The organism is Eubacterium callanderi (assembly GCF_900142645.1).
GTDB classification, from domain to species: Bacteria; Bacillota; Clostridia; order Eubacteriales; family Eubacteriaceae; genus Eubacterium; species Eubacterium callanderi.
Window position 1 is genome coordinate 17,795 of the sequence record NZ_FRBP01000016.1, and the last position, 24,088, is coordinate 41,882.

Genomic DNA, 24,088 nt, shown 5'->3' on the forward strand with positions numbered 1-24,088 from the left:
TAATAGTACAGGCTCAAAAGCCTCAAAACCCCGGGAACGGGGCTTTTGAGGCTTTTGAGCTTTTGTTTTGAAACTTCTGTTTTATGTTTGATTTTCTTTGTAGCGGGTGATGTCGTGGCAGGACAGCAGGCAGGCGGGGCGGTTCTTCCAGGTGATCAGAGAAGCGTCGGCTGAGGACCACACGCGCAGCAGTGGGTTGTAGATCTCCATGGTACAGTTTTTGCTGGCGCTCCCGACACTGCGGGCAGGGCAGCGTGCGCAGGGTTCGGTCCGGTCGAAAAAGGCCTCGTAGCAGTACATACCGACCTCTGAGGATGGGACCAGATCCTTTGTTTTCTGGTTGATGTATAAAAGCCTGCAGGTGCCGGGCTCGATGACGTAGATCCAGGAATTCTGGTTGTCAAGCACGGTTTTCATGGCGGCAGCGGACTGCTCAACCCGGTCCTGAGCCCTCTTTTTCAGCAGGAAGGTGCTCAGGATTTCTGAGATAAAGGACAGGGCGGCAATCTGTTCCTGGGTCCAGAAGCGGTTGTTGCGGCACTCGTCAAAGCCCACATAGCCCTTGAAGCAGCCGTTATCCCGGATGGCGCACTGGAGCATGGATTTGATGCCCTGGGGTGCCAGAACCTCGAACTGAGCCTTCGGGAGGCTGGCGATGTCCCGGCAGTAGAAGATACCGTTCTCGTCAAAATTGTCAAGGTAGCTGCCGCCCAGGTCTGTCGCGTAGGACACATGGCTCAGGTTCTGGATCTCCGGCGCCACACCGTCATTGCACCATTCAAAGGTATTGGCGCAGTGGGTGTCGTCCTCGCTGTTCTCAAAAATATAGACGCGGCTGACATCAAACTGGCGCCCCACAATCTCGAGGATGGAGTGCACGGCGCTTTCGATGTCGATGGATTTGTACAAAATCCGGAAGACATACTCTACCAGCTGGCTGTTCACCGCCTGCGAGCTCACCTCGCTGTCCGAGTCGATGCGCTCGTTCACAGCGCTGTAGACGCCCATGGCAGCGTTTTTGAGGGCCATGACCTCCAGCTCCCGGTCAAAGATCACATACTGGTTTTTCCCCTGGCGCTTGGCTTGGTAGAGGGCGTAGTCTGCGCGCTTGTACAGCTCGTGGAAATCTTTGGCATGGTCGGGGCAGCAGGCAATACCGATGCTGCAGGAGGTTTCGGCGTCGTCTTCATTAAACACATCGAGGCTATGGAAATTCTCGATGACCTGCTGCGCCTTTTGAGTAGCGACCTGGATATCCGGAATATCGCGGATAAAGGCGATGAATTCGTCGCCGCCGATGCGGCCCACCACGTCGCCGCTCCGGAACAGGGTCTGGATTTTGCCGGCGATCTCCATCAGAAAAGCGTCGCCGAAAAGATGCCCCCGGGTATCGTTGACATTCTTAAAGTCGTCAATGTCGATGATCAGCAGGGCGCACAGGCTGTTTTCCGGGCAGCGGGACAAGTGCTTCTCAATGATACTCTCAGTGGTGCCTTTATTGTACAGCTTTGTGAGAGTGTCGCGCTCGGCCTTCTGCATAAGCTCCTGGGAATGCCGCTTCTCACTGTCAATATCCACAATCACGCCCACAGCCTTGAAAGGCTCACAGTTTTCGTCGTACTGGGCGGTGATGCGGATACGGCACCAGATATACAGAGCGTTGGCTTTTTTGATCCGCACCTCGGTTTCCACATAGGGGCTGCCCTGCCGGATGTCCTCGAGAATGCCGGTAAAGGCCGGAATGTCCGAGGCCAGAATATGCGAATGGGCGATGGTGCCTGTGCTGATGTTTTCAGTCATGGGCTCATAGCCGAATTTCTTCTGCCAGTTGTGGGAAAAGATAAAGGTATCCTTTTGGATGTCCCACTCAAAGATAATGTCGGTGGTCTGGTCCATGATGATCTCGTGGCGCTCCAGGCTCAGCCGCAGGTTTTCCTGGGCCTCCTTTCCGGCTGTGTCATCGATGAGAATACAGTAGAAAGAATCCGGGCCGCTCTCGCTTTTGATGAGCTGCCCCTTGTCTAGAATCCAAATCGTGCTGCCGTCGCTGCGCGTGGCACGGTATTCGATCTGCTTGGTGCTTTTCTGCCGCAGCTGGCGCTTGACCTCCAGCAGCGTGGAGGAGCGGTCGCGGGGGTCGATGATGGCCATGAAGCTGTCGTCAAAGCGCTCCCGGATCTCGGCACGGGTGTAGCCGAACATGGACAGAAAGCCGTCGTTGACCTGGAGAATGGTCAGCTTTTCGTCGTAAAGGCAGCGGAAAATACCGCCTGGGATATTTTCAGTCAGCTGCTGTAAATCCTGGCTCCGGGCCTCCAGCTCACGGGTGGTTTTTTCAATGAACCGCTGGATATGGGGGTCGGAGGCCGTGAGTATGTTCTGGCTGAGGGCGGGCAGATGGGCTCGGCTGTCGATGCGGGCAATGTGCAGCTGACGGAGCCGCAGTTCTCCGTCAATCAGGCTGCAGACCAGGCTGCCTGAGAGCTGAACCTCGGGCGTGGGCTGGCCGGGGGTGTCTGCGCGCAGACGCAGCTGGCAGTCTGCCAGACAGTGGGTATCGGACAGGGCGCGGGTCTCGATAGATGCGTCCAAAATGGTAAAGGGATAGGGAAAGCGGGAGAAATCCGCTTCCAGAACAGCCTCCAGCCCTCCGCTCTCATGTATATTGCTGTGATACAGGCCGGACCAAAGCACATCCTCTGTGGCCATCGAGAGAATTTTTTCGGTATCCCTCATCTCAAAATAGGCCCGCTGTAATTCCTTGACAAAGGCCCTTGTCTTGCGATCGATGCTCATCCTTACACCTCTTCTAACGAATTATAATCGTGACTATCCTCAAAATCACTTTATGGGGGAAACAGCTCTCCAAAACACAGACAGCGTTTTCAAAAGCAGTATATTGATGTTATTATACCGCTAAAAAAACTAAACCACAAGCGAAAAGAAAAAAGAAGAGCTGCCATCCGGGCAGCTCTCAGTAATAATAAATTTCCCCTTAAAGGGCGCGGTTAATGGCGGATACCAGGGCGGTTACCGAGGCGACGATGATGTCGTTGTGGATACCGGCGCCCCAGACAGTGCGGCCATCGGGCATGGTGATGCCCACATAGGCAGCGGCCTGGGAGGTGGAGCCCTCTTCCAGCGCGTGTTCTTTATAGATCAGATCGGTGTAGGGGGTGTCCAGGTAATCCTTGAGGGCGTTGCTGACCGCGTCGAAGCGGCCGTTGCCTTCCGCAGACACCATGGTTTTCTGGCCGTCACGCTCAATGGTGATGGTGGCCTTGATGTGCTCGCTCACCTGTTCAAAATGGTATTCGGGCAGAGTGACCGGGTGCTGGATATTGACATAGGTTTTCTCGAAAATATCCCGGACTTCCTCGGCGGAGAGCTCTTTGTGCTTGTGGTCGGAGACATCCTTGACCGTGTACCCCAGGTCCTCGCGCATGCCCTTTGGCAGGTCGTAGCCGTATTTCTGTTCGAGGACATAGCCGATGCCGCCCTTGCCGGACTGGCTGTTGATGCGGATCACGTCCTTTTCGTAGCGGCGGCCAAGGTCGGTGGGGTCAATGAGCAGGTAAGGCACGGTCCACTGGTCACAGTGCTTTTCCTCGCGCCACTGCATGCCCTTGGCGATGGCGTCCTGATGGGAGCCGGAGAAGGCGGCAAAAACGAGGGCGCCGCTGTAGGGCTGGCGTTCGTACACATGCATCCGGGTTGTGCGCTCATAGACCTCGGTGATTTCGGGCAGGTTGTCAAAGTGGAGCTTGGGGTCCACGCCGTGGGTGTACATGTTCAGCGCCAGGGTGATGATGTCCACGTTCCCGGTCCGCTCACCGTTGCCGAAGAGGGTGCCCTCGATGCGGTCCGCGCCGGCCAGGAGGCCCAGCTCGGTATCGGCCACCGCACAGCCGCGGTCGTTGTGGGGGTGCAGGGAGACAATGACGTTTTCCCGAAATTTTAGATTTTTGCACATGTACTCGATCTGGCTGGCGTACACATGGGGCATGGACATGGATACCGTGACGGGCAGGTTGATGATGACCTTGCTGTCCGCGGTGGGCTGCCATACGTCCAGCACTGCGTTGCAGATATCCAGGGCAAAATCGACCTCGGTGCCGGTAAAGCTCTCGGGGGAATACTGGAACTGGAAGTTTCCCTCGGTCTCAGCCGCCAGATCCCTCAGCATGACGGCGCCGTCCACAGCGATTTGGATGATCTCTTCCTTGGATTTGCGGAAGACCTGCTCACGCTGGGCCACAGAGGTGGAGTTGTACAGGTGGACAACGGATCTCTTACAGCCCTCCAGGGCCGCGAAGGTCTTGCGGATAATGTGCTCTCTTGCCTGGGTGAGCACCTGGATGGTGACGTCGTCCGGGATCAGGTCCTGTTCGATCAGGGTCCTCAAAAAGATATATTCCGTTTCGGAGGCCGCCGGGAAGCCGACTTCGATTTCCTTAAAGCCCACAGCGACCAGGGTTTTGAAATACTCGATTTTTTCCTCCAGGCTCATGGGAATAATGAGTGCCTGGTTGCCGTCGCGCAGGTCTACAGAGCACCAGATCGGCGCCTCGGTAATATACTCTTTGTGCACCCAGTCAGTGGATTCGACCGGGGGCATAAAATAACCGCGTTTGTATTTCTTGGGGTTCATCATAATGGTAAGTTCTCCTTTTTCAGATTTTAATCGGATCATCTTTTCATTCAATCATTTTGAAGCTGGTCAGGAGAATGATCGAATGAAAAGACGTTCGTTTTGTTGCCGCTCGTCCGCTAACGCTCCTTACTCGCTGCCAAATTTTTTATAAAAAATTTGGACAAAACATCAAAAAAATCTCTATATTCACTTAAGAATATAGAGACGAAAGATTTTATCCTACGTGGTACCACTCTAATTTTACAGCATAACGCTGCCTCGTTGGCAGATACGGACCGCACTCGGCCTTATATCCTCCTGGGGTAACGGTCAGGAACCGGCGCCGCCTACTCTCGTGGATTTCAGGGTGCCACTCCGAGGCCAGTTCAGATACCTTTCCCAACTGCTTCGCATCAACCAGCAGCTTTCTGGATGTTCCGGGGATCTTACTATTCCTCATCAATGTGTTGTGATAATCATAATCATTTTAAAGGAATTTGTCAAGGAAAAAATTGTTAAAGTTAAAGAACAAAATTTATCCGCGCCCCAGGTCACAGACTCAAAAGGCTCAAAACCCCGCAGCATAGAAGTTTTGAGCTTTTTGAGCCTGTCTTTCAAGCGTTTATGCGAAAATGACCGCGTACAGGATCACGATGATGCCCAGCACAATGCGGTACCAGCCAAAGGCCTTGAAATCGTGCCTGCGGATATAGCCCATGAGGAACTTGATGGCAAAGACAGAGACCACAAAGGCCACAGCCATGCCGATGAGCAGGATGCCGATTTCCATGCCTGTAAAGCCAACGCCGGTTTTGACAAAGAACTTCACGATTTTTAAGAGGCTGGCGCCCAGCATGACCGGCACAGCCATAAAGAAAGAAAACTCAGCCGCGATATGGCGGGAACAGCCCAGCAGGGAAGCCCCGAGGATGGTGGAGCCAGAGCGGGAAGTTCCCGGCACAATGGACAGCACCTGAAAAAGGCCGATGAACAGAGCCGTTTTATAGCTAAGCTGCTCAAAGCTCCGGATGGCGGGCGTTTTAGCGCAGTTCCGGTTCTCAACAACAATAAAGGCGATTCCGTAGACGATCAGCGCGATGGCCACCGTGACATAGCCGTAAAGCTTTCCTGTGACCAGGTCGTCGAAGGGCAGGCCAATGAGGCCAAGGGGGATAATGCCCACCAGCACCTTGCCCCAAAGGGACCAGGTCCGCTTTTTCTGTATGGGGGATTTACTGGGAGAAAAGGGGTTGAGCTTGTGAAAATAAAGCAGGGCGACCGCCAGGATAGAACCAAACTGGATGACCACCACAAACATGTCCCAGAAATCCTTAGAGACATTCATGTGGATAAACTGCTCAAACAGGATCATGTGGCCCGTGCTGCTGACCGGCAGCCACTCCGTGATCCCCTGAACAACGCCAAAAAAGGCGGCTTTCAAAAATTCTAAAAACATTGGTATCTCCTTCATCAATTCTTTTGAATAAGCCTATTTTATCATGGAACCGTCCCCGCAACCTAAACACAGGCTTACAATATGCTTACAATTTTGTAACATAGGGGCGCAAACTCAAAAGACTCAAAACCCCACAGCGTGGAAGTTTTGAGTCTTTTGAGCATGTATCTTAAGTTTTTATGCAAACATCACCGCGTAGATAATGACAATGATGCCCAGCGCAATGCGGTAGTAGCCGAAAGCCTTGAAATCGTGCTTGCGGATATAGCCCATGAGGAACTTGATAGCAAAGACAGAGACCACAAAAGCCACGATCATCCCCACTAAAAGGATACCGATCTCTGTACCTGTAAAGCCAATGCCGGTTTTGACAAAGAACTTCACGATTTTTAAGAGGCTGGCGCCCAGCATGACCGGCACAGCCAGGAAGAAAGAAAACTCCGTAGCCACATAGCGGGAGCAGCCCAGCAGGGTGGCGCCAATGATGGTGGAGCCGGAGCGGGAAGTCCCTGGGATCAGGGCCAGGATCTGGAACACGCCGATGAACAGGGCCGTTTTGTAATCCAGCTGCTCAAAATTACGGATGGTCGGATGCTTGGTGCGGTCCATGTTTTCCACCACAATAAAGGCAATCCCGTAAACGATCAGGGTGATGGCGACGGTCACATAGCCGTAGAGCTTGTCGGTGATAAAATCATCAAATAAAAGTCCGATAACAGCAGCCGGAATGACGGCCACCAGTACCTTGCCCCAGAGAGACCAGGTATCCCGTTTCTGCACCGGTGATTTCTTAGGTGAGAAGGGATTGAGTTTATGAAAATACAGCAGAACAACGGCCAGAATGGATCCAAACTGGATGACCACCAGGAACATGTCCCAGAAATCCTTGGATACATTCATATGGATAAACTGTTCAAACAGGATCATATGGCCTGTGCTGCTGATGGGCAGCCACTCCGTGATCCCCTGAACGATCCCGAAAAAGGCCGCTTTTAGCAGTTCTAAAAACATATAGATAACTCCTTACGTATTGATTTTTTAACCGAATAATATTTTACCACAACACCCGATAAATGAACATTAAAAAATTCTTACATTTTTATCATATTAAAGTTATTTTTATATAAAACGGACAAAAAGTATTAAAACTATTTTGTTATTAGAGTGAAAATGTTAATTTTGACAGGTCCTGAAAGCCTGGCAGAAACTTTTCGGCCTCTCCATTGCTATTCTCACAGAATTGTGATAGGATAAATAGCTAAAGAGAAATAAGCGAGCCGAGATAAAGGAGAAACGATGAGAGAATGTATGGAAGACTTACCGAAACTGCAGGCGCGGCTGAAACGCATCGAGGGCCAGATCCGCGGCATTTCGGACATGATGGAAAAGGATGTCCCCTGCAATGAGATCCTGATTCAGATCAACGCTGCCAAATCGGCCCTGCACAAGGTGGGGCAGATGGTTGTGGAGGGGCATCTGCACCACTGCGTCAAGGACAGCATCGAGCATGGAAATACCGAGGAAACACTAAAGGATTTGTCCAAGGTCATTGAGTATTTCTCAAGGATCTGATACAAAAGGGCCCGTATCGCCACGGTACGGGTCCTTTTTATATAAATTTTTCTTAACAGGCCTTGAACAATCGGGTCAACGGTCTATAATGGTATTAACCGATTGGGTTAATGAAAGGAAAATGGAATGAATGATAAGTTTTTTAAGCTGCCGGAGGAGAAGCAGCTGCGCATTGTCAACGCGGGATTTAAGGCTTTTGCCGAGAACCCTTATAAAAAGGCCAACACAGCCGACATCGCCGCCGCAGCAGGTATTTCCAAGGGGCTGCTGTTCCACTACTTCAGCAACAAGCAGACACTGTACGAGTACCTGTTCCGGTATGGTAACGACGTAATGTTCAGGCGTATCAGAGAGCTGCTGCCTTCCGATGAGTCCGATTTCTTTGAGATCTGGCTGCGGTCCCAGCGGGCTAAATCCGAGATCATGATGCGCAACCCTTACCTGATGGACTTCTTTATCCGGGTCTATTATGACAAGGCGCCGGAGAGTGCGGGGAATATGAGCTTTTACAGCGATTTGGAGACCACCATCACCGCGTTGATCCTGGACCGGATCGACCGGAGCAAGTTCAGGGAGGAGACCCCGCCCGAGAAGGTGATCCGCTGGCTGATCTGGGCGGCCGAGGGCTTTATGAAGCGCCAGAGCGATCTTGGCAGAGTAGACATTGAACAGCTGAATTCCGAGTATACCGAGCACGTTCTGTTTATAAGACAGCACTGCTACAAAGAGGAGGCATTACAATGATCGCAATCGAGCACCTGACCAGAGACTACGGCGAGGGCCGCGGGATTTTTGACCTGTCCTTTGAGGTAAAAAAGGGCGAGGTCTTTGGCTACCTGGGCCCCAACGGCGCCGGGAAAACCACGACCATCCGCCATCTGATGGGCTTTCTTTCGCCCAAGCGCGGCACCTGCGCGATCGACGGCCTGGACTGCTTTAAGCAAGCGGCTGAGATCAAGGAATTTTTAGGGTACCTGCCCGGGGAGATCGCCTTTTTCGACAGCATGACCGGCGTGGAGTTTCTGAACTTTATGGCCGAGATGCGTGGCATGAAGGACCGTGCGAAAATGGAAAAGCTCATCCGCTTTTTCGACCTGAACCCAAAAGGGAAGATCCGTAAGATGTCCAAGGGCACCAAGCAGAAGCTGGGCCTGGTGTCCGCCTTCATGCACGACCCCGGGGTCCTGATCCTCGACGAGCCCACCAGCGGGCTGGACCCCCTCATGCAGAACCGGTTTATCCGCCTGATCCAGAACGAGAAGAAAAAGGGCACGACCATTCTCATGTCCTCCCACAGCTTTGAGGAGGTCGAGCGGACCTGTGACCGGGTGGGCATTATCCGCGCCGGGGAGCTGGCAGCCCTGGACAGTGTGGCCTCCCTCAAGGCAGAGCGCCACAAGATCTACCAGGTCAGCTTCGCCACCGCTAAAGAGGCCGGAGATTTCGCGGCCCGGTGCAACGGCACCCGCCAGCTGAGGGAGCACCCCCAGCTTGTGGAGGTGCGGGTGGCAGGGAGCATGGACAGCTTTCTGAAAATGCTCACCGGCTACCACGTCATGGCGTTGGACACGGTCTCCCAGGATCTGGAGGATATTTTTATGCAGTATTACGGAGGTAAACATCATGCTTAGCGGGCCGCTTTTCAGAAAAACCTTTAAATCACAGCTCAGGATACTTGTCATCTTCGCGGCCATTCTGGCCATGTATATGGGTGTTGAGATCAGTATGTTCAACCCGGATTCCATGGACGGCATAAAAGAGATGATGGACATGCTGCCCCAGCAGATGATAAACGCCATGAACCTGGACGTTGGCGCTGAGACAAGCCTTGTGGGCTTTCTGGGCTCCTATTTTTACGGCTTTATTGTCATCATGGTGCCCATGATTTTTAACATTATCGCCAGCAACAACGCGGCGGCAAAGCTGGTGGATTCCGGCGCCATGGCCTGCCTGCTGTCCGCGCCTAATTCCCGGACCAGGGTCATCGCAACCCAGGCCGCAGCCCTGATCCTGTCCAATATCCTCCTCATGGTCTTTGTGACCGTTATGGGGATCGCGGTCAGCCAGGCTCTGTTCCCGGGCGATCTGGACATCCGCGCCTTTCTGCTCGTCAACGCAGGCGCCCTGCTCATGCAGCTGGCCGTCAGCGCCATTGGCTTCTCTGCCTCCTGCCTGTTTAACGAGAGCCGCCTGTCCCTGGCCCTGGGCGGGGGCCTGCCCGTTCTGTTTCTGGTGCTCATGATGCTCTCCGGCGTCAGCGAGGACCTGGACGTTGTGCGCTACACGACCCTGTACAGCCTGTTTGACCCTGCCGAGATCATCGCTGGAGGCGACACCGTGGGCCTGTGCATGGCGGCCCTGGCGGCAGTCTCGGTGGTGCTGTATACCCTGGGCATCCTGGTCTTCAGGCGGAAGGACCTGCCGCTGTAAATATAAAAAGCAGACTGAGATCTGAATCTCAAAAGGCTCAAAACACGTATCCAAGGTGTTTTGAGCCTTTTGAGCCTGTATCTTGGGGGATTCTTATAAAAAAGGCGCGCTCGGTTATTTTTTTCTGAAAGTGGTATGTACATAAAAAGGGTGCTGCCAGAGGCAGGCCCGAAGCACTGATGAAAGAAGGAGCGATTATGAGAATAGCCATAGTGACCGGGGCGTCCAGCGGGCTTGGACGCGAGTTTGTAAAACAGATCAGTGAACGTGAGCATCTGGATGAGATCTGGGCCGTTGCCCGGAGGCGGGAACGGCTGGAAGCGCTGGCCAGGGAAGTAAAAACACCGGTGAGGCCTGTAGTCATGGACCTGACAGACACCAGCAGTTTTCCGGAGCTGACAGCCCTGATGGCCGAGAAGCAGCCGGACGTGCGGCTGCTGGTCAATGCCGCGGGTATGGGGAAGCTGGGAAATTACGCCGAGGTGACCGAAGCGGACAGCAATGCCCTCATTGATTTAAACTGCCGGGGAGCAGTCGATATGACCCTGAGGGTACTGCCGTACATGCAGAAAGGCGCGAGAATCTTGCAGATCTGCTCGGTGGCGGCTTTTATGCCCCTGCCCGGCATGAACCTGTACGCGGCCTCCAAGGCCTTCCTCCTAAGCTACACCAGAGCTCTGCGCTGGGAGCTGTTCGGCCGGGGCATAAGGGTGACAGCGGTCTGCCCCTACTGGATCAAAAATACCGAGTTTGTGCCGCGGGCCAGCGCCAACGCGGACCGCTCCGCGGTGCGCCACCTGCCCTTTGCGGGCACCGTCCAGACGGTTGTGCGCCGCTCTATGAGGGACAGCCGCCTGGGCGCGGCCGTATCCACGCCGGGCCTTGCAAGCTTCGGGCTGCGGGTGTTTGGCAAGGTGGTACCCCACGGGCTGGGCATGGCGTTCTGGAACGTGCTCAGGAAAATCTGAGGAAATTCAGGGCGCCGGCAGTTGACAATTTTGAAAAGTTCGCTTATACTAATATTAACAATTGAATCAAACCATTGAGGGTGCCTTGAAAAAGGAGAATAGGGAAACCGGTGTGAATCCGGTACGAACCCATCACTGTAAACAGGGACGCGCCGCAGTAAACCACTGGCCTCGGGCCGGGAAGGGAGCGGAGTGCGGAGGAGCTGTGAGTCAGGAGACCTGCCTTTAGTGTTACGCGTGTTTGTCCGGTGAGGGGATTGTCACTGGGAGAACCTGAGATAGGTAAATGGGAGCCTGTCGGCGATGTGTCGGCAGGCTCTTTTTATATGATTTTTTAAGAAAGAGGTAGAAAAATGAGAAGCTTGAAGAAACAGTTTTTAGGGATTGCCCTGTCCGCAGTGCTGGCGGCAGGCGTGTTGGCAGGGTGCGGCAGCGCAGGGGGAAATGACAGCGCCAGCCAGAGCGCCGGCACAGACGGCCATTATCCGGTCACCATCACCACCTACGATTACGACAAGCAGCCTGTGGAAATGACCTTTGAAAAGGCGCCTGAAAAGGTGCTGGCCGTATACCAGAACGCCATCGAGACCATGCTGGCCCTGGGCCTGGAGGACAAAATTGTGGCTGCCAGCGGTCTGGATCACGAGGTGAAGCCAGCGTACAAGGACGCTTTCGCCAAGGTCAACTATCTGTCCGAATTCAAACCCAGCAAGGAAGCCGCCACTGCTCTGGAACCGGATATGATCCTGAGCTGGACCTCCCTGTTCTCCGACAAGAACCTGGGCAGCATGAAGGAGTGGCAGAGCCAGGGCGTGAACAGCTACAACATGCTCAACAGCGGCGCAGTGTCCCCTAAAACACTGGATAACGAGTACCAGGATTTTGAGAACCTGGGCAAAATCTTTGACGTGGAGGATAAGGCCGGGGAACTGGTGAACGCCATCAAGGACGCTGTGAAACAGACAGAGACCTATGCCCAGAAGGAAAACAAGAGCCCCAAAGTACTGGTGATGGAGGACCAGAGCGGTCAGATTGTCAATTATGGGGCCACCACACTGGCAGGCGATATGGTCACCAAGCTTAAGGGCACACTGGCCAGTCCGGACGCGTCCAAGCTGGGCGAGGAGGACGTGGTCGCTGCCAATCCGGAAGTCATCTTCGCAGTCTATATGGACCGTGACGACCAGGACATGGCCGCCCAGACAAAGGACGCCATCATGAACAACGCGGCCTTTGCCGACATCGACGCAGTGAAGAACAACCGGGTGATCCCCATCGAGCTGGGGCAGATGTACTGCAGCGGTGTGCGTACCATCGACGGCATTCATACCATCGCGAATGGGATGTACCCAGATTTAAACCTGAACTAGTCAGCGGGCTTTTTTATGAGACAAAGCGCACTGATCAAAGATAAAGGGCGGCTCCAGAGCCAGCCCTTTTATGTGTTTGTATGCGTGGTCATGCTGGGGCTGCTGATCCTCTCGGCCCTGGCAGCGGTTACCATCGGCTCCATGGACCTGTCCATCCGGGATGTGTACAGCGTCATCGGCTACGAGCTCTTCCATCTGGACAGCCTGAGTGCCTACGCCAGGGGCGCGGCCCACAACGTGGTGTGGTTGATCCGCTTTCCGAGGGTAGTCATGGGGCTGGCTGTGGGTATGGGCCTGTCCATCTGCGGCGTGGTCATGCAGGCCATTGTCAAGAACCCGCTGGCAGAGCCCTATGTGCTGGGCATCTCCTCCGGGGCGTCGCTGGGGGCGACCACAGCCCTGTTCTTTGGGCTGGGCGCTGTGCTCGGCGGCAGCGGTGTGGGTGTGTGCGCCTTTATCGGGGCCTTTCTGATCTCCATGCTGGTGGTGGCAGTGGCCAACATTGGCGGGCCGGCCAACTCCGTCAAGCTCATCCTTTCCGGCATGGCCCTGGGCGCCCTGTGCATGGCTTTCTCCAATTTTATGGTCTTTATGGCCAACGACCCCAACACCACCCAGCAGCTCACCTTCTGGATGCTTGGCAGCCTGTCCGGGGCCAAGTGGGGCCCCACACTGGTCATCTTTGTCGTGGTGGCGGCCAGCACCCTCTTTTTCTGGAGCCAGCACCGCCCCCTGAACCTCATGCTCCTGGGCGACGATGTGTCCATCACCCTGGGCACCAACCTGAACACCTACCGCCATGTGTACCTGGTCCTGACCTCGCTCATTATTGGCCTGTGTGTGTACGCATCCGGCACCATTGGATTCATCGGGCTGGTGGTGCCCCACGCGGTGCGCATGGTATTTGGCACCGACCACCGCAAGCTGGTGCCCCTGAGCGCCCTGACCGGCGGCATTTTTCTGATCTGGGCCGATGTGCTGGCCCGCACCCTGCTGCCCGAGACCGAGGTGCCCATCGGGATTCTCGTGTCCATGGTGGGCGCACCGGTGTTTATTTATATGATGATGCGTAAGAGCTACGGTTTTGGAGGTGGCGAATAATGGAAATCAGATCCCAGGACATTACCCAGACACTGGGCGGCTGCGAGATTTTAAAGGGCGTGAGCATTGACGTCCAGAGTAAAAAATTCATTGGGATCATCGGTCCCAACGGCAGCGGAAAGAGCACCTTTCTGAAGTGCCTGTACCGGACAGCCCGCCCCACCGGCGGCGTCATTTATTTTGACGGAGAGGCAGTGGACAGCCTCAGCTATAAGGAGTCGGCCAGAAAAGTGGCTGTGGTGGCCCAGCACAATTACTATAACTTTGATTTTACAGTGGAGCAGGTGGTGCTCATGGGCCGGACCCCGCACAAAAAGCTCATGGAGCGCAACTACGCCGAGGACTACGCCTTGGCCCAGAAAGCCCTGGAAACTGTGGGCATGGAGGCCATGAAAGACCGGAACTTCTCTACCCTGTCCGGCGGCGAGCAGCAGCGCGTGATCCTCGCCCGCGCCCTGACCCAGGACACCCAGTGCCTGATTCTGGATGAGCCCACCAACCATCTGGACATCAAGTATCAGCTGCAGCTCATGAGCATTGTGAAAAAGCTGAACCTTACCGTCGTGTCCGCCATCCACGACCTCAACATCGCGGCCATGTACTGTGACGAGATCCATGTCATGAAAGAAGGCCGCATCATCAAAAGCGGCCCGCCCGATGCTGTGCTGACCCCGGCGTTTATCCGGGAGGTCTACGAGATTCAGGCCGAGGTGATAAAGAACGCGAAAAGCGGCTTCCTGCACGTGCTGTACCAGCCGGAATTTTAAAATCATTCTGTAAAAAAGATGCTCAAAAGACTCAAAACAGCCGTCGTGGTGGTTTTGAGTCTTTTGAGGTTAAGGGCGCAGAGGTTTTTGTTTATTTTAGCTTTTGTCAACCGCATATTGTAAAAAATTAAGGCTTTTACATAAAAAGAATAAAATATTATTCAAACATGTGATCAAAAGACTCAAAAGGATAAAAATGGCTGTTTTGAGCCTTTTGAGCAGGTTTTCCATAATATAATAAAAAAATAATCTGATAACAAATGATTATCCATCAGTTAAACTTTTAACAATTGTTGACTTAAACAGCGATTCATTATATAATGCAAACCATATCACGACGACGGTCGGATATAAAACGATTTTGAAGGGATGTGTTGATAAAAAACTATCGATCAATCTTTGACGTGGTCAGGGAAGAAACCAATATTGTGACGGCTGCCCGCTTTTACGGGATGGCAGTTGACCGGCATGGGAGGGCGCTGTGTCCATTTCACAGCGACCATCACCCCAGTCTGTCTTTTAAAGACAACCGGTTTACCTGCTTTGCCTGTGGGGCCAGAGGGAGCGTTATTGATTTGGTGATGCAGATTTTCCATATTTCTCCATTAGAAGCGGCAGTTAAGCTTCAGGAAGATTTCAATCTAAAGGTGGAGGTCAGAGGTCAAAGCCATAAGGCCAACGACGTTGCGGCGAAAGGAGAGGCGGATACAAGAAGCGTGAAGCAGGAAACGAACGGGACGAAAAGCGCACAGCGCGGAGCGAAACCAACGGACAGCCTGTACAGCCCTTTGCGTATGACGGCTCCGACGGACAGCGCGGAGGCGGTACTGGCAGCGGCGCTCCGGGACCGGCTGGCGGATATGGAAGCATACTATAGCAGACTACACCGTGAACTATGCGAAAATACTGAGAAATATAAGCCTTGCAATTCACTGGAAACCGTCCAAGACAAGTATGTCGAGGCCGTGTTTCAATTACCCGTGGTATCCTACTATTTGGATATCCTGGACAGCGGGACGCCATCCGAGAGGGTGGCGCTTTACCGCGCGTATAAAAGAAAGGAGCTTATACAGTATGAAAAACGATAGAACACAGCGACATAATACAGACGACATTGAGGCCATGAAAGGCCTCTTAACCGAAGAGGAGCGAAAAGATCTGATCATTGAAGAGACCAAGAAAAGCATTGAATTCAAGCCCATTATCCCATTGGACGACAGCGCAGGAAGCGCTGTGCCGGCTTTTCCAGTGGAGAGCCTGCCCGGCGCAGTACAGGACTTTGTCCTGGCGGCTGCTGCCAGCATCGGGGTGCCGGTTGCCATGACCGGCAGCGCGGCCCTGGGCGTTCTGGCAGCCGTACTGCAGAAGAAGGCCAAGGTGAAAGCCAAGGAAGACTGGACAGAGTCCCTGTGCCTTTACATCCTGCTGATTGCCCGCTCATCGGAGCGGAAATCCCCGATTATGCGTAAAATGACCAAGCCCCTCGAGCTTTACGAGGAGATGGTCAATGCCAAGATGGCCGAAGACATCGAGGAATACGATAATCAGGAGAAATTTTTTAAAAAGAAGATCAAGTATCTGGAAGGAAAAGCCGCCCGGGGTGTCATTAACTACACCGATGCCCAGAAGGCCAGAGAAGAGCTGGCAGCACTTAAGCCAACGCGCCCTCTGCGCCTGACAGCAGGCGATGTGACCCCCGAGGTGCTGGTCAACCTTCTGGAAGAGAACAACGAGCGCATGGCGATTTTTGCGGCAGAGGGGGGCCTTTTTGGCACCATGAGCGGCCGCTACAGCGGCGCGGTCAATATCGACGTGTTCCTCAACGCCTATTCACAGGACAAGATGACCGTCGACCGGGTTGGCCGTCGGACCCGCATCCTAAGAGACGCCCACCTCACCATGGTGATGGCTGTACAGCCCCATATGGTGTGTGAATTTGAGGCCAGGAAAGAATTTCAGGAGCTGGGCCTGACAGGCCGGTTCCTGTACGCCATGCCCGACAGCCTTGTCGGCACCAGAAACAGCCGGGCGTCTGAGATCAGAATCAGCCGTTCGACCGTGGCCAAAGCCATTGACCTGGCAGAATATTATCTGGCAGAAAAGCTGCGGATCTTTAACATGACAAGCAGCGACGCCGAAACCCAGGCCGCGGCCTACGTCCTCAAACGGACCCTGACCGCGGGCAAAGACAGCCTGACCAAACGGGAGATCGCTCAGCGCTGTAAGGGTAAGGGCATGCACGCAGACGATGTGGAATCGCCGCTGGCGCTGCTGGCAGCCCACCACTATCTGGTGCCCGTACCGGCCGAGTACGCCGGAACCGGACGCCGGAGCATCCGTTATTTTATCCACCCCGGACTCCTCAAAACAGAAGCCGCCAGGGAAGAGGACCACAATGCCCTCGTGCCTGTGATCACACCGGCAGAACCGGAGGACTTTACACAGGAGGAAAGGGCGGTGACGGTTTAATGAACAATACCGATGCGATGGCCGTTTATGATACCTCATTAAAACAACAGGGCAGCAGGCCCCCGGCCCATACGGCAGAGGCAGCCTGCGTGCCGCAACAAAATCAAAGACAAAGCACGGTTAAAAACATTCTCGAGGACATAAACGCCGGCAAAGCGCTGGAAGCTGAACAGATTCAAAGAGCAGAAACCCTCAGGGAAGTCGACGGGGAACTGAAATCCGTCGCGATTGAAATGCTCGAAAACAGAGTGTCTCCCGACAGAATCATCCTGAAACTCAGCAATATCATCATGCACCTGAGTGACGACAAAGTATTTTATAAGAAGGTTCAGGCGCTGGTGCATAAAAATTACAGTGATCGTTAATGTATAAAAACAGGCATCCGAAAGGGTGCCTGTTTTGACTGTCGACAAATGTTATCATAAAGAGGTGAAGCGTTAAAAAGAGAAGGGCTAATGGAAAATGAAAAATTGAGAATGGAGAATGAACGAACCCTTTCGCTTAGGCGAAAGCGAGTGAATCAGCGGCCTCTGGCCGCTATCTCATCAAATGTGCAACGCACATTTGCACCTGTAATTCTGCATTCTGCATTCTCCATTAAAACGGCTTTTTCCTTTAACTTTTTTGACAGCCTGAGGCATCCGGCACGATTCCTGGCCGTCACCCACAGCGCCTGGACCTTTTTTCTTTTCTGGATAAAAGGCGCAGTCTTGGACAACAGCACCTATCTGGCAGACTGAAGCGGATTTTAAGAAAGGTGTCTTTAAAATTTAAAATAGAGAATACATGCTCAAAAGGCTCAAAACCCTTTTGAATTGGGGGTTTTGAGCCTTTTGAGCATGAAGATAATACCAACGTTATCTGTTTGACGTATCCGCTTAAATTTGGTAAACTTGGAATAGTAAAAAGAAACTTTCTGACAGAGATTTTGATTTTAAGAACGGAGTTAAAATGAGAAAAATAACCGCTTCTATGGGAATCGCCCTTGTGCTGCTGTACCTTTGCCTCGCCTTTCCCACAGAAATACCAACGCCCTCGCTGGTAAAAGCAACCTCTTTTTCCCTGGAAAAGTATACCGAGGACAACGCCAGTATTGTCCTGTCTGTTGCGGAAAAGGCTATCACACAGGACGCTGGAAAGCTCAGCGTTTACGTGATCAATCACAGCGGAGAAAACCAGACCTATGGCCGGATTTTTTATCTGGAGCGGGAAGAGAACAGCCAGTGGCTTCCGGTGTCCCCGCTTCCCGGCGCAGCCTTTGAAAAGGCTATGGTATTCCTTCCGCCAAATACAGCGAACGAGGAGACGCTGGATATCGGGACTTATTACGGGCGTCTTCAGCCGGGCAGCTACCGTGTAATCAAGACCTTTGGCGATGCTTACGCCAGTGGGAGATTTTATGTCAGAGAAGTTTAGCATGTTATGCTCAAAAGGCTCAAAACCTGAATCACATGGGGTTTTGAGCCTTTTGAGCGGGTGTTTCTAAAAACAGATTTAATTTTCAATGAGGCCCAGGTCCATTTTCCAGGTGAGCACCCGTTTGACGGAGGCATTGATTTGATCTTCGGAGAGGGTTTTGTTTTTTACAGCCTCGATCACCGCGGGGATCTCGATGGTATAGCGGGAGCTCAGAATCATGTCGTTGCCGGCGGCCACTGCCTGCACAGCCGCGGTATCGGCGCCGTAGGCCTTGGTGATGGCCTCCATATCCAGGTCGTCAGTGAGGATAACGCCGTCAAAGCTCAGCGCGTCCCGCAGAATTTCGTGTACCTTTGGGGACAGGGATGCCGGGTGGTCCGGGTCCATGGCCTCAATGACATTGTGGTTGACCAGAACACTGCCCGCGCCGGCCCGGATGCCTGCCTTGAAGGGAAGAAAATCCTGGGCTTCAAAGGTCTCAAGGGGGCGGCTGTCCCTTGAGAAATCCTTATGGGTATCAGCGCCGGGGCCATAGCCTGGAAAATGCTTGAGCACAGAGCCCATGCCGTCTGAGTCCATGGCGCTTACTGTGGCTTTCGCGTAGTCGGCCGTGGTGGCTGCGTCTCTTCCGGTGGTCCGGGAGTAGATATAGTCTGCGGGATTCTGCGAAACGTCGCAGACCGGGGCGAAATTGACGTTGAGGCCCAGGGATTTAAGCAGCGCGTCCTTTTCGTGAGCGTCGGCGGTGACAGCGTCCATGCCGCCGTTTTGCAGCAGGGTCTGGGGAGAGGGGAAGCTCTCGGCCCGGAGCGCGGGGTTGCCGCTGACACGCACCACGTCGCCGCCCTCCTCGTCAACACCCACCAGCATAGGGATCTTTGCCGCGTCCTGGCAGGCGTTGATTTCGGCCCGGATTTGGTCGGGGTTTTTATCCTTAAAGTCGCGCCCGAAAAGAATGGTGCCCCCAAACTGCCAGGTTTTTTCGTCCTCGGGGGCGGCAGGGCCGGGGTACCGGGCAAAGAACATCTGCCCCACCTTTTCTTCAAGGCTCATGCCAGCCAGGAGCTTATCTGCCCGCAGGCTGTAAAAGGCTTTCTCGGCCGCGTCTGAAGCTGTCAGGACCTCCAGTTTTCTGGCGGGGAGAGGGGTATCCCCGGCCTTTAGGCTCTCGGGATCGGTGCCGGTTTTTAACGTGATTTTGACCTCTGCGCCGGTTTCGGGCAGGGGGCCCTGCGGGAGGGCTGTAAGGTCGAAAACGCTGGTCACGGGCTCCTGGGCGTCCTCAGCCCGGTAAAGGAGGGTGAGGGTGGCGTCATCGCTTTCCAGCACATAGCCTGTAAAGGTGACCGGAGAAAAGAGCTGGGACAGGGTGAGAGCCGGCGAGCAGCCTGTGATCAGGAGCCCGGAGGCGGATATGATTAAAAAGAGTGATAAAAGTCGTTTCATGAATGTTTCCTTCTGCAAAATTTGCCCCTTGTTTCAGGGACGGGTCTATTGTACCATATTCTCTCTGAAATGGGGGTCTTTATTTTGGTAAGGCGGGTACGGTTGCTGTAAAAATAAAAGTGGCGTCGTCCGAGACTGCGCCTTTTATCCAGATAAGAAAAAAAGGTCCAGGCACTGTGGGTGACGGCCAGGAATCGAGCCGCACTATCGGCACAGCCAGACACAGGCGAGATCAAGCGTCAGCTTTAGTAAAGAAGCTGCAATTGTATGTGCGGTGCCTGCAGGACGCTTTTCTCTTCCTTAGGTAAAAAGCTTCGTCTCTTAGGTTTCATAACGTTTTAACACTTCTTGTGAAAATGATCTGCGATTAAAGGAGGTTCCACGCGCTTTTGCCGCAGCAAAAGGGGTCTTTCATTTTCCATTTTCAATTCTCCATTAAAAAAGAAAAGGCCCCCGCAAAGCTTTGCGGAGGCCTTCTCTTTTAGGAGATGTTTCTGCAGGAGGTAATCCTATCCGCGGCCCACTTCAGTGTTGTCATGCTTGCGGTCGCGGAGTGCTTTTACAGGGGATTCCTTGTCTTCATAACGGTAATCCTCACCGTTTTTGTCAATGTATTTTTCAATGACTTCATGGGACGGCACATAGTCGCCGTTGACCATTTCCTGGTATTTAAAGAAGCGGTAATCCTTGGGCAGCTTGCTGCTGTCTTCATAATCTTCGCCCTTTTTGCCCAGGTTCGCCTGTTTGGCGAGGACGTCGCGGACATATTCTTTATTGGAGGTCAGGTGCAGAAGTTTCGGGAAGTGCCCGTCGACGACCTCGTTCCATTCTTTCTTTTCATATTTTTTCAGAAGCTCGGCGGCCTTGTGTAAATGGCCGATTTCCTTCTGAAGCTGTTCTTCCCACAACAGCTTGATGATCTCATTCTTTTCTTCACGGTAGAAGGAGTAGTACAGATAGGCTTCAACATAGTCGTGAAGCAGCAGATTTTCCAGCCAGGTACAGTTGGGGTCCAGCAGGCCGCCGTAATGGGTGACATGCTGTTCTTCAACCATACCGATTTCAAGGTACAGGCTGCGGCCCAGATCGTCCGGATAACGGTTGCCCACGTTCATGTAAAAGTTCATGGTCTGCTGTTCGCCGGCCACGATGATCATGGTGTTGAGCTTGGTCTGGATGTCGGCAGTCTTGGAGTCGATGGGACGGTTGATGGTGTCAAAGGGATGTCTGTGGTGGGCGATAGTGGGGCGGCCGGGCATGAGTTCGGTATAGCCGCCGACCAGCTCCTCGGCCTTGATGCCCTTGTCCATTTCCAACAGATCGGCATAGCGGTACAAGTGGTCAAAATCTTCCAGCAGGGCAAAATCCAGAGCCTGCTTCACATAGTTGTCCGGTTCATTCTGTGCCAGCCAGGCGGTCAGGTCAACGGCCAGCTGTTCATAGCCGATGGCCATCTCCAGAACTGATTCATCAGCCGGCGGCAGCCAGTTGATCATTTTCTGCTGCTGCTGCTCAATACGGCGTGTCATGGCCAGTTCCCGGCGCAGATCGTTGTCCGTGCAGTTCCGGTGGAACTGGTGGGCAAACAGGGCTGCCTCCACTTCGATTCCGTTCATCAGGATAATGCGCGTCTTGGTGTAAGGGTCGATCTGATCTTTTGCGTAGGGAATCGGTGTCAGTTTCTTCCAGTCTTCAGCCTGCTTTTCAACAGGAATACCTTTTTCGTCAAATGGGTTAAAGCTACTCATAAAGAAAACTCCTTTTTTGGTGATTGTTTAAAATGAATTCAATTATTACTTACCCATCATTTTTTAAAATATAACGCGAAATGTAAATGTTTAAAGCAACTTTTAAGGATAAAATATACTAGAATGAAATGGTGGGACGATTGAAAAGAAAAAGCGAATCTCACGCTTTTAGAAAGAGTTTGCAAAACAGAGCAACTCTGTTTGTATAATAAAAACATAAAAGGAAAAACTGTCTTTTATGTTAAAGACAGACGCAGAGTAAAGAAAAAGCACTTCCCTTTTTGGAGAAGTGCTTTTTATATCGAATGGTTTAAGCTGAACCTCAGCGCTTTTGATGGGCGGCCAGAAGCAGTGCCATGGCAACGCTGTTGAGTTTGGCCTCGGCCGTGTCGGCGCGGGAGGTCAGGACGGCGGGCTTGGCGGTGCCCATGACAACTGCGCCACTCTTGGCGCCTGCCAGGTAGGTCATGGTCTTCCAGAAAATATTACCTGCCTGGAGGTTGGGCATGAGCAGTACGTCGGCTTTGCCGGCCACAGGGCTTGTGATGCCCTTGTGCTCAACGGACATTTCGGAGATGGAAAGGTCCATGGACAGGGGGCCGTCGATGATACAGCCCTTGATCTGGCCGCGCTCGTTCATCTTTGAGAGCACTGCCGCGTCGTAGCCGTCAGGCATGTTGGCGTTGACGGTCTCGACGGCACTCAGACAGGAAATTTTCGGCATCTCACAGCCCAGGGCATTGGCCAGGGTGGTGGCGTTGCCGATCATCTCAACTTTATCCTCAAGGGTAGGGGACACGATCATGCCGCAGTCTGTTGCCAGGAAAACCCGGCCCAGCGCAGTGGCTTCAAAGGCAGTAACGGCGTTTAAGAGCTTGCCGGTCCGCAGGCCGTGCTCCTTGTTCAGGATGGCTTTCAGGTAGGTTTTGGTCTGGAGCAGCCCTTTCATGACAATGTCGGCCGCGTCGTTGCGGGCCAGCCCTACTGCCACGTTGGCAGCCTGGCTTTCATCCTTTATGTCAACCACTGTGTTTTCTTCCAGGTTGCATCCGGTTTCCCTGGCAAAATACTCGATCTTGGCCGCGTCGCCCACCAGAATGGCGGTTCCGAAGCCATAGTCATTCATCATTTTAACCGTCTGTAAAACAGGCAGGTCACCGGCGGCGGCAACGGCCACAACGGCTTTTTTAGTCTGGGCCTGTTTGATCAGCTGATCACGCATTTCCTTGAAATGGTACATATTGTCCCCTCGCTTTCTAAAATAACTTCTCGTAAATAGTATACAGTATAATTATACTGTTCTAACACTCTGCCAACAAGGAAAAGCGAGGATAGAAAATTGTGTTCAGGAGTAAAATATAACCATTATAAATGAGAATAGGTAAAAAATTGTTCCTTAAAGAGGTAAAAATTTAAAGGCTTTCATTGACAGCCCGATTGAGGGCTGTTATGATGAGAGAAAAGAAATTTTAATCCTGAAACAGAAAAAAGGAAGCGGTAAGATGAAAAAATTTTGTTGTCTGTTCATGGCAGTGGTCCTGGTTTTTATCCTGTCGGCCTGCGGCCCGTCACAGCAGAGTGACCCGCATACTGAAAAGCTGGCAAACGCGGAGGCGTTCCAAAATGAAGGCGGCCTGGACTTTACATTTGACAGCCTGCCGGAAAATATGGGGGCCGCCCGTTACTCGGTGGTGGACGGGGCAGTGGCTCAGGTGCAGTTTATCCGTGACAACCGGACTTACATTGTCAGAAAGGCCCATTATTCGCGGTCTGCGGATATCAGCGGGGTTTACACGAGTTTCAGCGACCAGGCGGTGTTTTTGCAGAAAGGGGATATCCTCACCAATACAGGCACCATCGACGTTTACTTTACCCCAGTCAGCAAGGATACGGGTGAGGCGCTGGCCTGCTGGGTAACACCAGACAACTTTGCCTATTCGGTCTATTGCCCTGAGAATGTCGGCGTTAAGGATCTGAAGGCACTGGAGGGTGTCTGCCAGGCGGTGTCCTGAGGTTTGATTTTAAAAAATTGGGTAATCCTTAATCAATACGATTAAGGAGAAACGCATGCAAAAAGGACGTTTAGAAGCCTACACTGACGCAGTGCTGGCCATCTTAATGACGATTTTAATCTTAGGGATCAAAATTCCGGATGAGCCTACTTTTGAGGCGCTTTTTGAAATAAAGGAGCAGCTCTTTGCCTATATCCTCAGCTTTCTGCTCTTTACGGTTTACTGGAACAACCATCACCATATGTTCCAGCTCGCAGAGAAGATTAACGGAAAGGTCATGTGGGCTAATTCTTTCTGGCTTTTTTTCCTGTCCCTGATTCCAGCGGCAACCAGCTGGGTGGGAACCTTTATGGGCGGCTTTGCCCCGGAGATCACCTACGGAGTGCTTTTTATGCTCGTCAGTATTTCCTATTTTTTTCTGAACCATATCCTGGCTTCAGCAGGCGGTGTGGACTCGGCGGTTTACAAGGCCATCGAGCATGACTGGAAGGTCCCGGTCACACTTGTGATCAACGGTATCTCGCTGGGGCTTGCCTTTATCAACCCTGTACTCACCCTTGTCGGCTGCTATGTGGTCATTATCATCTGGTTTATTCCCAACCGGCGGGTGGAAAAGTTTTTTTAAAACAGAAAGCCTGTCCTCAAAAGACTCAAAAAAGACTCAAAACCTTAAACAGCAGGGTTTTGAGTCTTTTGA

At 52.8% G+C, this 24,088-nt stretch carries 22 protein-coding genes, 1 riboswitch and 1 other annotated feature; of the genes, 15 read left to right on the forward strand and 7 right to left on the reverse strand.

Annotation, left to right across the window (positions count from 1 at the left end; translation table 11 throughout):
* Positions 1-81 precede the first annotated feature (81 nt).
* From BUC22_RS18740 to BUC22_RS18755, 4 genes are all read right to left on the reverse strand, one after another.
* On the reverse strand, positions 82-2,796 hold the full coding sequence (locus BUC22_RS18740; RefSeq protein ID WP_073383380.1) for a sensor domain-containing diguanylate cyclase: 2,715 nt from the start codon (positions 2,794-2,796) through the stop codon (positions 82-84).
* Positions 2,797-2,995: 199 nt separating this feature from the next.
* Positions 2,996-4,654, reverse strand: coding sequence for a 2-isopropylmalate synthase (locus BUC22_RS18745; RefSeq protein ID WP_013382233.1), 1,659 nt, complete (start codon positions 4,652-4,654; stop codon positions 2,996-2,998).
* Between the two features lie 197 nt (positions 4,655-4,851).
* Positions 4,852-5,105, reverse strand: a binding site (T-box leader).
* 150 nt (positions 5,106-5,255) lie between these two features.
* On the reverse strand, positions 5,256-6,089 hold the full coding sequence (locus tag BUC22_RS18750; RefSeq protein ID WP_073383382.1) for an undecaprenyl-diphosphate phosphatase: 834 nt from the start codon (positions 6,087-6,089) through the stop codon (positions 5,256-5,258).
* Between the two features lie 177 nt (positions 6,090-6,266).
* On the reverse strand, positions 6,267-7,100 hold the full coding sequence (locus BUC22_RS18755) for an undecaprenyl-diphosphate phosphatase (protein WP_013382230.1): 834 nt from the start codon (positions 7,098-7,100) through the stop codon (positions 6,267-6,269).
* A gap of 285 nt (positions 7,101-7,385) precedes the next feature.
* On the opposite strand from BUC22_RS18755, the gene BUC22_RS18760 reads away from it, so the two are divergent.
* The 13 genes from BUC22_RS18760 to BUC22_RS18820 all read left to right on the forward strand — a co-directional run bounded on the left by BUC22_RS18760 (position 7,386) and on the right by BUC22_RS18820 (position 18,182).
* Positions 7,386-7,661, forward strand: a complete 276-nt coding sequence (locus tag BUC22_RS18760; protein WP_013382229.1) for a metal-sensing transcriptional repressor — start codon at positions 7,386-7,388, stop codon at positions 7,659-7,661.
* Between the two features lie 126 nt (positions 7,662-7,787).
* Positions 7,788-8,405: a TetR/AcrR family transcriptional regulator gene (locus BUC22_RS18765; RefSeq protein ID WP_073383384.1), complete on the forward strand. Its 618-nt coding sequence runs from the start codon at positions 7,788-7,790 to the stop codon at positions 8,403-8,405.
* A complete protein-coding gene (locus BUC22_RS18770) occupies positions 8,396-9,292 on the forward strand; it encodes an ABC transporter ATP-binding protein (RefSeq protein WP_073383387.1) in 897 nt (298 codons plus the stop codon). Before BUC22_RS18765 ends, BUC22_RS18770 begins: the two co-directional genes overlap by 10 nt.
* Positions 9,285-10,091 carry an ABC transporter permease subunit gene (locus BUC22_RS18775; RefSeq protein WP_073383390.1) on the forward strand — a complete coding sequence of 269 codons (807 nt, stop codon included), beginning with the start codon at positions 9,285-9,287 and terminating at the stop codon, positions 10,089-10,091. Before BUC22_RS18770 ends, BUC22_RS18775 begins: the two co-directional genes overlap by 8 nt.
* 197 nt (positions 10,092-10,288) lie before the next feature.
* Positions 10,289-11,059, forward strand: coding sequence for an SDR family NAD(P)-dependent oxidoreductase (locus BUC22_RS18780; protein WP_073383392.1), 771 nt, complete (start codon positions 10,289-10,291; stop codon positions 11,057-11,059).
* 61 nt (positions 11,060-11,120) lie between these two features.
* A riboswitch (cobalamin riboswitch) is annotated at positions 11,121-11,300 on the forward strand.
* Positions 11,301-11,412: 112 nt separating this feature from the next.
* Positions 11,413-12,429 carry an ABC transporter substrate-binding protein gene (locus BUC22_RS18785; RefSeq protein ID WP_073383395.1) on the forward strand — a complete coding sequence of 339 codons (1,017 nt, stop codon included), beginning with the start codon at positions 11,413-11,415 and terminating at the stop codon, positions 12,427-12,429.
* A 15-nt stretch (positions 12,430-12,444) separates the two neighbouring features.
* Entirely contained in the window at positions 12,445-13,530 is a 1,086-nt protein-coding gene (locus tag BUC22_RS18790) for a FecCD family ABC transporter permease (RefSeq protein WP_073383397.1), read from the forward strand.
* Positions 13,530-14,297, forward strand: a complete 768-nt coding sequence (locus BUC22_RS18795) for an ABC transporter ATP-binding protein (RefSeq protein ID WP_013382221.1) — start codon at positions 13,530-13,532, stop codon at positions 14,295-14,297. The genes BUC22_RS18790 and BUC22_RS18795 overlap by 1 nt, the downstream gene beginning before the upstream one ends.
* A 374-nt stretch (positions 14,298-14,671) precedes the next feature.
* Positions 14,672-15,385: a CHC2 zinc finger domain-containing protein gene (locus BUC22_RS18800; protein WP_073383399.1), complete on the forward strand. Its 714-nt coding sequence runs from the start codon at positions 14,672-14,674 to the stop codon at positions 15,383-15,385.
* On the forward strand, positions 15,372-16,766 hold the full coding sequence (locus BUC22_RS18805; RefSeq protein WP_073383401.1) for a YfjI family protein: 1,395 nt from the start codon (positions 15,372-15,374) through the stop codon (positions 16,764-16,766). Before BUC22_RS18800 ends, BUC22_RS18805 begins: the two co-directional genes overlap by 14 nt.
* The gene (locus BUC22_RS18810) at positions 16,766-17,131 is read left to right on the forward strand and encodes a hypothetical protein (RefSeq protein WP_073383404.1); all 366 of its coding nucleotides are present in this window, start codon (positions 16,766-16,768) and stop codon (positions 17,129-17,131) included. Before BUC22_RS18805 ends, BUC22_RS18810 begins: the two co-directional genes overlap by 1 nt.
* Positions 17,132-17,221: 90 nt before the next feature.
* A complete protein-coding gene (locus tag BUC22_RS18815; RefSeq protein WP_073383407.1) occupies positions 17,222-17,506 on the forward strand; it encodes a hypothetical protein in 285 nt (94 codons plus the stop codon).
* 211 nt (positions 17,507-17,717) lie between these two features.
* Complete coding sequence (locus BUC22_RS18820; protein WP_073383409.1) at positions 17,718-18,182, forward strand: immunoglobulin-like domain-containing protein; 465 nt, start codon at positions 17,718-17,720, stop codon at positions 18,180-18,182.
* A gap of 78 nt (positions 18,183-18,260) precedes the next feature.
* Here BUC22_RS18820 and BUC22_RS18825 read toward each other — a convergent pair whose 3' ends face one another.
* The 3 genes from BUC22_RS18825 to BUC22_RS18835 all read right to left on the reverse strand — a co-directional run bounded on the left by BUC22_RS18825 (position 18,261) and on the right by BUC22_RS18835 (position 22,619).
* Positions 18,261-19,631 carry a glycoside hydrolase family 3 protein gene (locus BUC22_RS18825; RefSeq protein WP_073383412.1) on the reverse strand — a complete coding sequence of 457 codons (1,371 nt, stop codon included), beginning with the start codon at positions 19,629-19,631 and terminating at the stop codon, positions 18,261-18,263.
* Positions 19,632-20,140: 509 nt separating this feature from the next.
* Complete coding sequence (locus BUC22_RS18830; RefSeq protein ID WP_013382213.1) at positions 20,141-21,379, reverse strand: hypothetical protein; 1,239 nt, start codon at positions 21,377-21,379, stop codon at positions 20,141-20,143.
* Positions 21,380-21,701: 322 nt separating this feature from the next.
* Positions 21,702-22,619, reverse strand: a complete 918-nt coding sequence (locus BUC22_RS18835) for a bifunctional enoyl-CoA hydratase/phosphate acetyltransferase (protein WP_013382212.1) — start codon at positions 22,617-22,619, stop codon at positions 21,702-21,704.
* Between the two features lie 262 nt (positions 22,620-22,881).
* Here BUC22_RS18835 and BUC22_RS18840 point away from each other — a divergent pair, with 262 nt between their 5' ends.
* The gene (locus tag BUC22_RS18840; protein WP_073383414.1) at positions 22,882-23,391 is read left to right on the forward strand and encodes a hypothetical protein; all 510 of its coding nucleotides are present in this window, start codon (positions 22,882-22,884) and stop codon (positions 23,389-23,391) included.
* Positions 23,392-23,446: 55 nt separating this feature from the next.
* Entirely contained in the window at positions 23,447-24,016 is a 570-nt protein-coding gene (locus BUC22_RS18845) for a TMEM175 family protein (protein ID WP_013382210.1), read from the forward strand.
* The last annotated feature ends 72 nt before the right edge of the window (positions 24,017-24,088 follow it).

Bases quoted from the DNA above. Each gene is read 5' to 3' on its own strand.
- BUC22_RS18740 (WP_073383380.1), bottom strand. From the start codon at position 2,796: ATGAGCATCGATCGCAAGACAAGGGCCTTTGTCAAGGAATTACAGCGG.
- BUC22_RS18745 (WP_013382233.1), bottom strand. From the start codon at position 4,654: ATGATGAACCCCAAGAAATACAAACGCGGTTATTTTATGCCCCCGGTC.
- BUC22_RS18750 (WP_073383382.1), bottom strand. From the start codon at position 6,089: ATGTTTTTAGAATTTTTGAAAGCCGCCTTTTTTGGCGTTGTTCAGGGG.
- BUC22_RS18755 (WP_013382230.1), bottom strand. From the start codon at position 7,100: ATGTTTTTAGAACTGCTAAAAGCGGCCTTTTTCGGGATCGTTCAGGGG.
- BUC22_RS18760 (WP_013382229.1), top strand. From the start codon at position 7,386: ATGAGAGAATGTATGGAAGACTTACCGAAACTGCAGGCGCGGCTGAAA.
- BUC22_RS18765 (WP_073383384.1), top strand. From the start codon at position 7,788: ATGAATGATAAGTTTTTTAAGCTGCCGGAGGAGAAGCAGCTGCGCATT.
- BUC22_RS18775 (WP_073383390.1), top strand. From the start codon at position 9,285: ATGCTTAGCGGGCCGCTTTTCAGAAAAACCTTTAAATCACAGCTCAGG.
- BUC22_RS18780 (WP_073383392.1), top strand. From the start codon at position 10,289: ATGAGAATAGCCATAGTGACCGGGGCGTCCAGCGGGCTTGGACGCGAG.
- BUC22_RS18785 (WP_073383395.1), top strand. From the start codon at position 11,413: ATGAGAAGCTTGAAGAAACAGTTTTTAGGGATTGCCCTGTCCGCAGTG.
- BUC22_RS18790 (WP_073383397.1), top strand. From the start codon at position 12,445: ATGAGACAAAGCGCACTGATCAAAGATAAAGGGCGGCTCCAGAGCCAG.
- BUC22_RS18795 (WP_013382221.1), top strand. From the start codon at position 13,530: ATGGAAATCAGATCCCAGGACATTACCCAGACACTGGGCGGCTGCGAG.
- BUC22_RS18805 (WP_073383401.1), top strand. From the start codon at position 15,372: ATGAAAAACGATAGAACACAGCGACATAATACAGACGACATTGAGGCC.
- BUC22_RS18810 (WP_073383404.1), top strand. From the start codon at position 16,766: ATGAACAATACCGATGCGATGGCCGTTTATGATACCTCATTAAAACAA.
- BUC22_RS18815 (WP_073383407.1), top strand. From the start codon at position 17,222: ATGGAAAATGAAAAATTGAGAATGGAGAATGAACGAACCCTTTCGCTT.
- BUC22_RS18820 (WP_073383409.1), top strand. From the start codon at position 17,718: ATGAGAAAAATAACCGCTTCTATGGGAATCGCCCTTGTGCTGCTGTAC.
- BUC22_RS18825 (WP_073383412.1), bottom strand. From the start codon at position 19,631: ATGAAACGACTTTTATCACTCTTTTTAATCATATCCGCCTCCGGGCTC.
- BUC22_RS18830 (WP_013382213.1), bottom strand. From the start codon at position 21,379: ATGAGTAGCTTTAACCCATTTGACGAAAAAGGTATTCCTGTTGAAAAG.
- BUC22_RS18835 (WP_013382212.1), bottom strand. From the start codon at position 22,619: ATGTACCATTTCAAGGAAATGCGTGATCAGCTGATCAAACAGGCCCAG.
- BUC22_RS18840 (WP_073383414.1), top strand. From the start codon at position 22,882: ATGAAAAAATTTTGTTGTCTGTTCATGGCAGTGGTCCTGGTTTTTATC.
- BUC22_RS18845 (WP_013382210.1), top strand. From the start codon at position 23,447: ATGCAAAAAGGACGTTTAGAAGCCTACACTGACGCAGTGCTGGCCATC.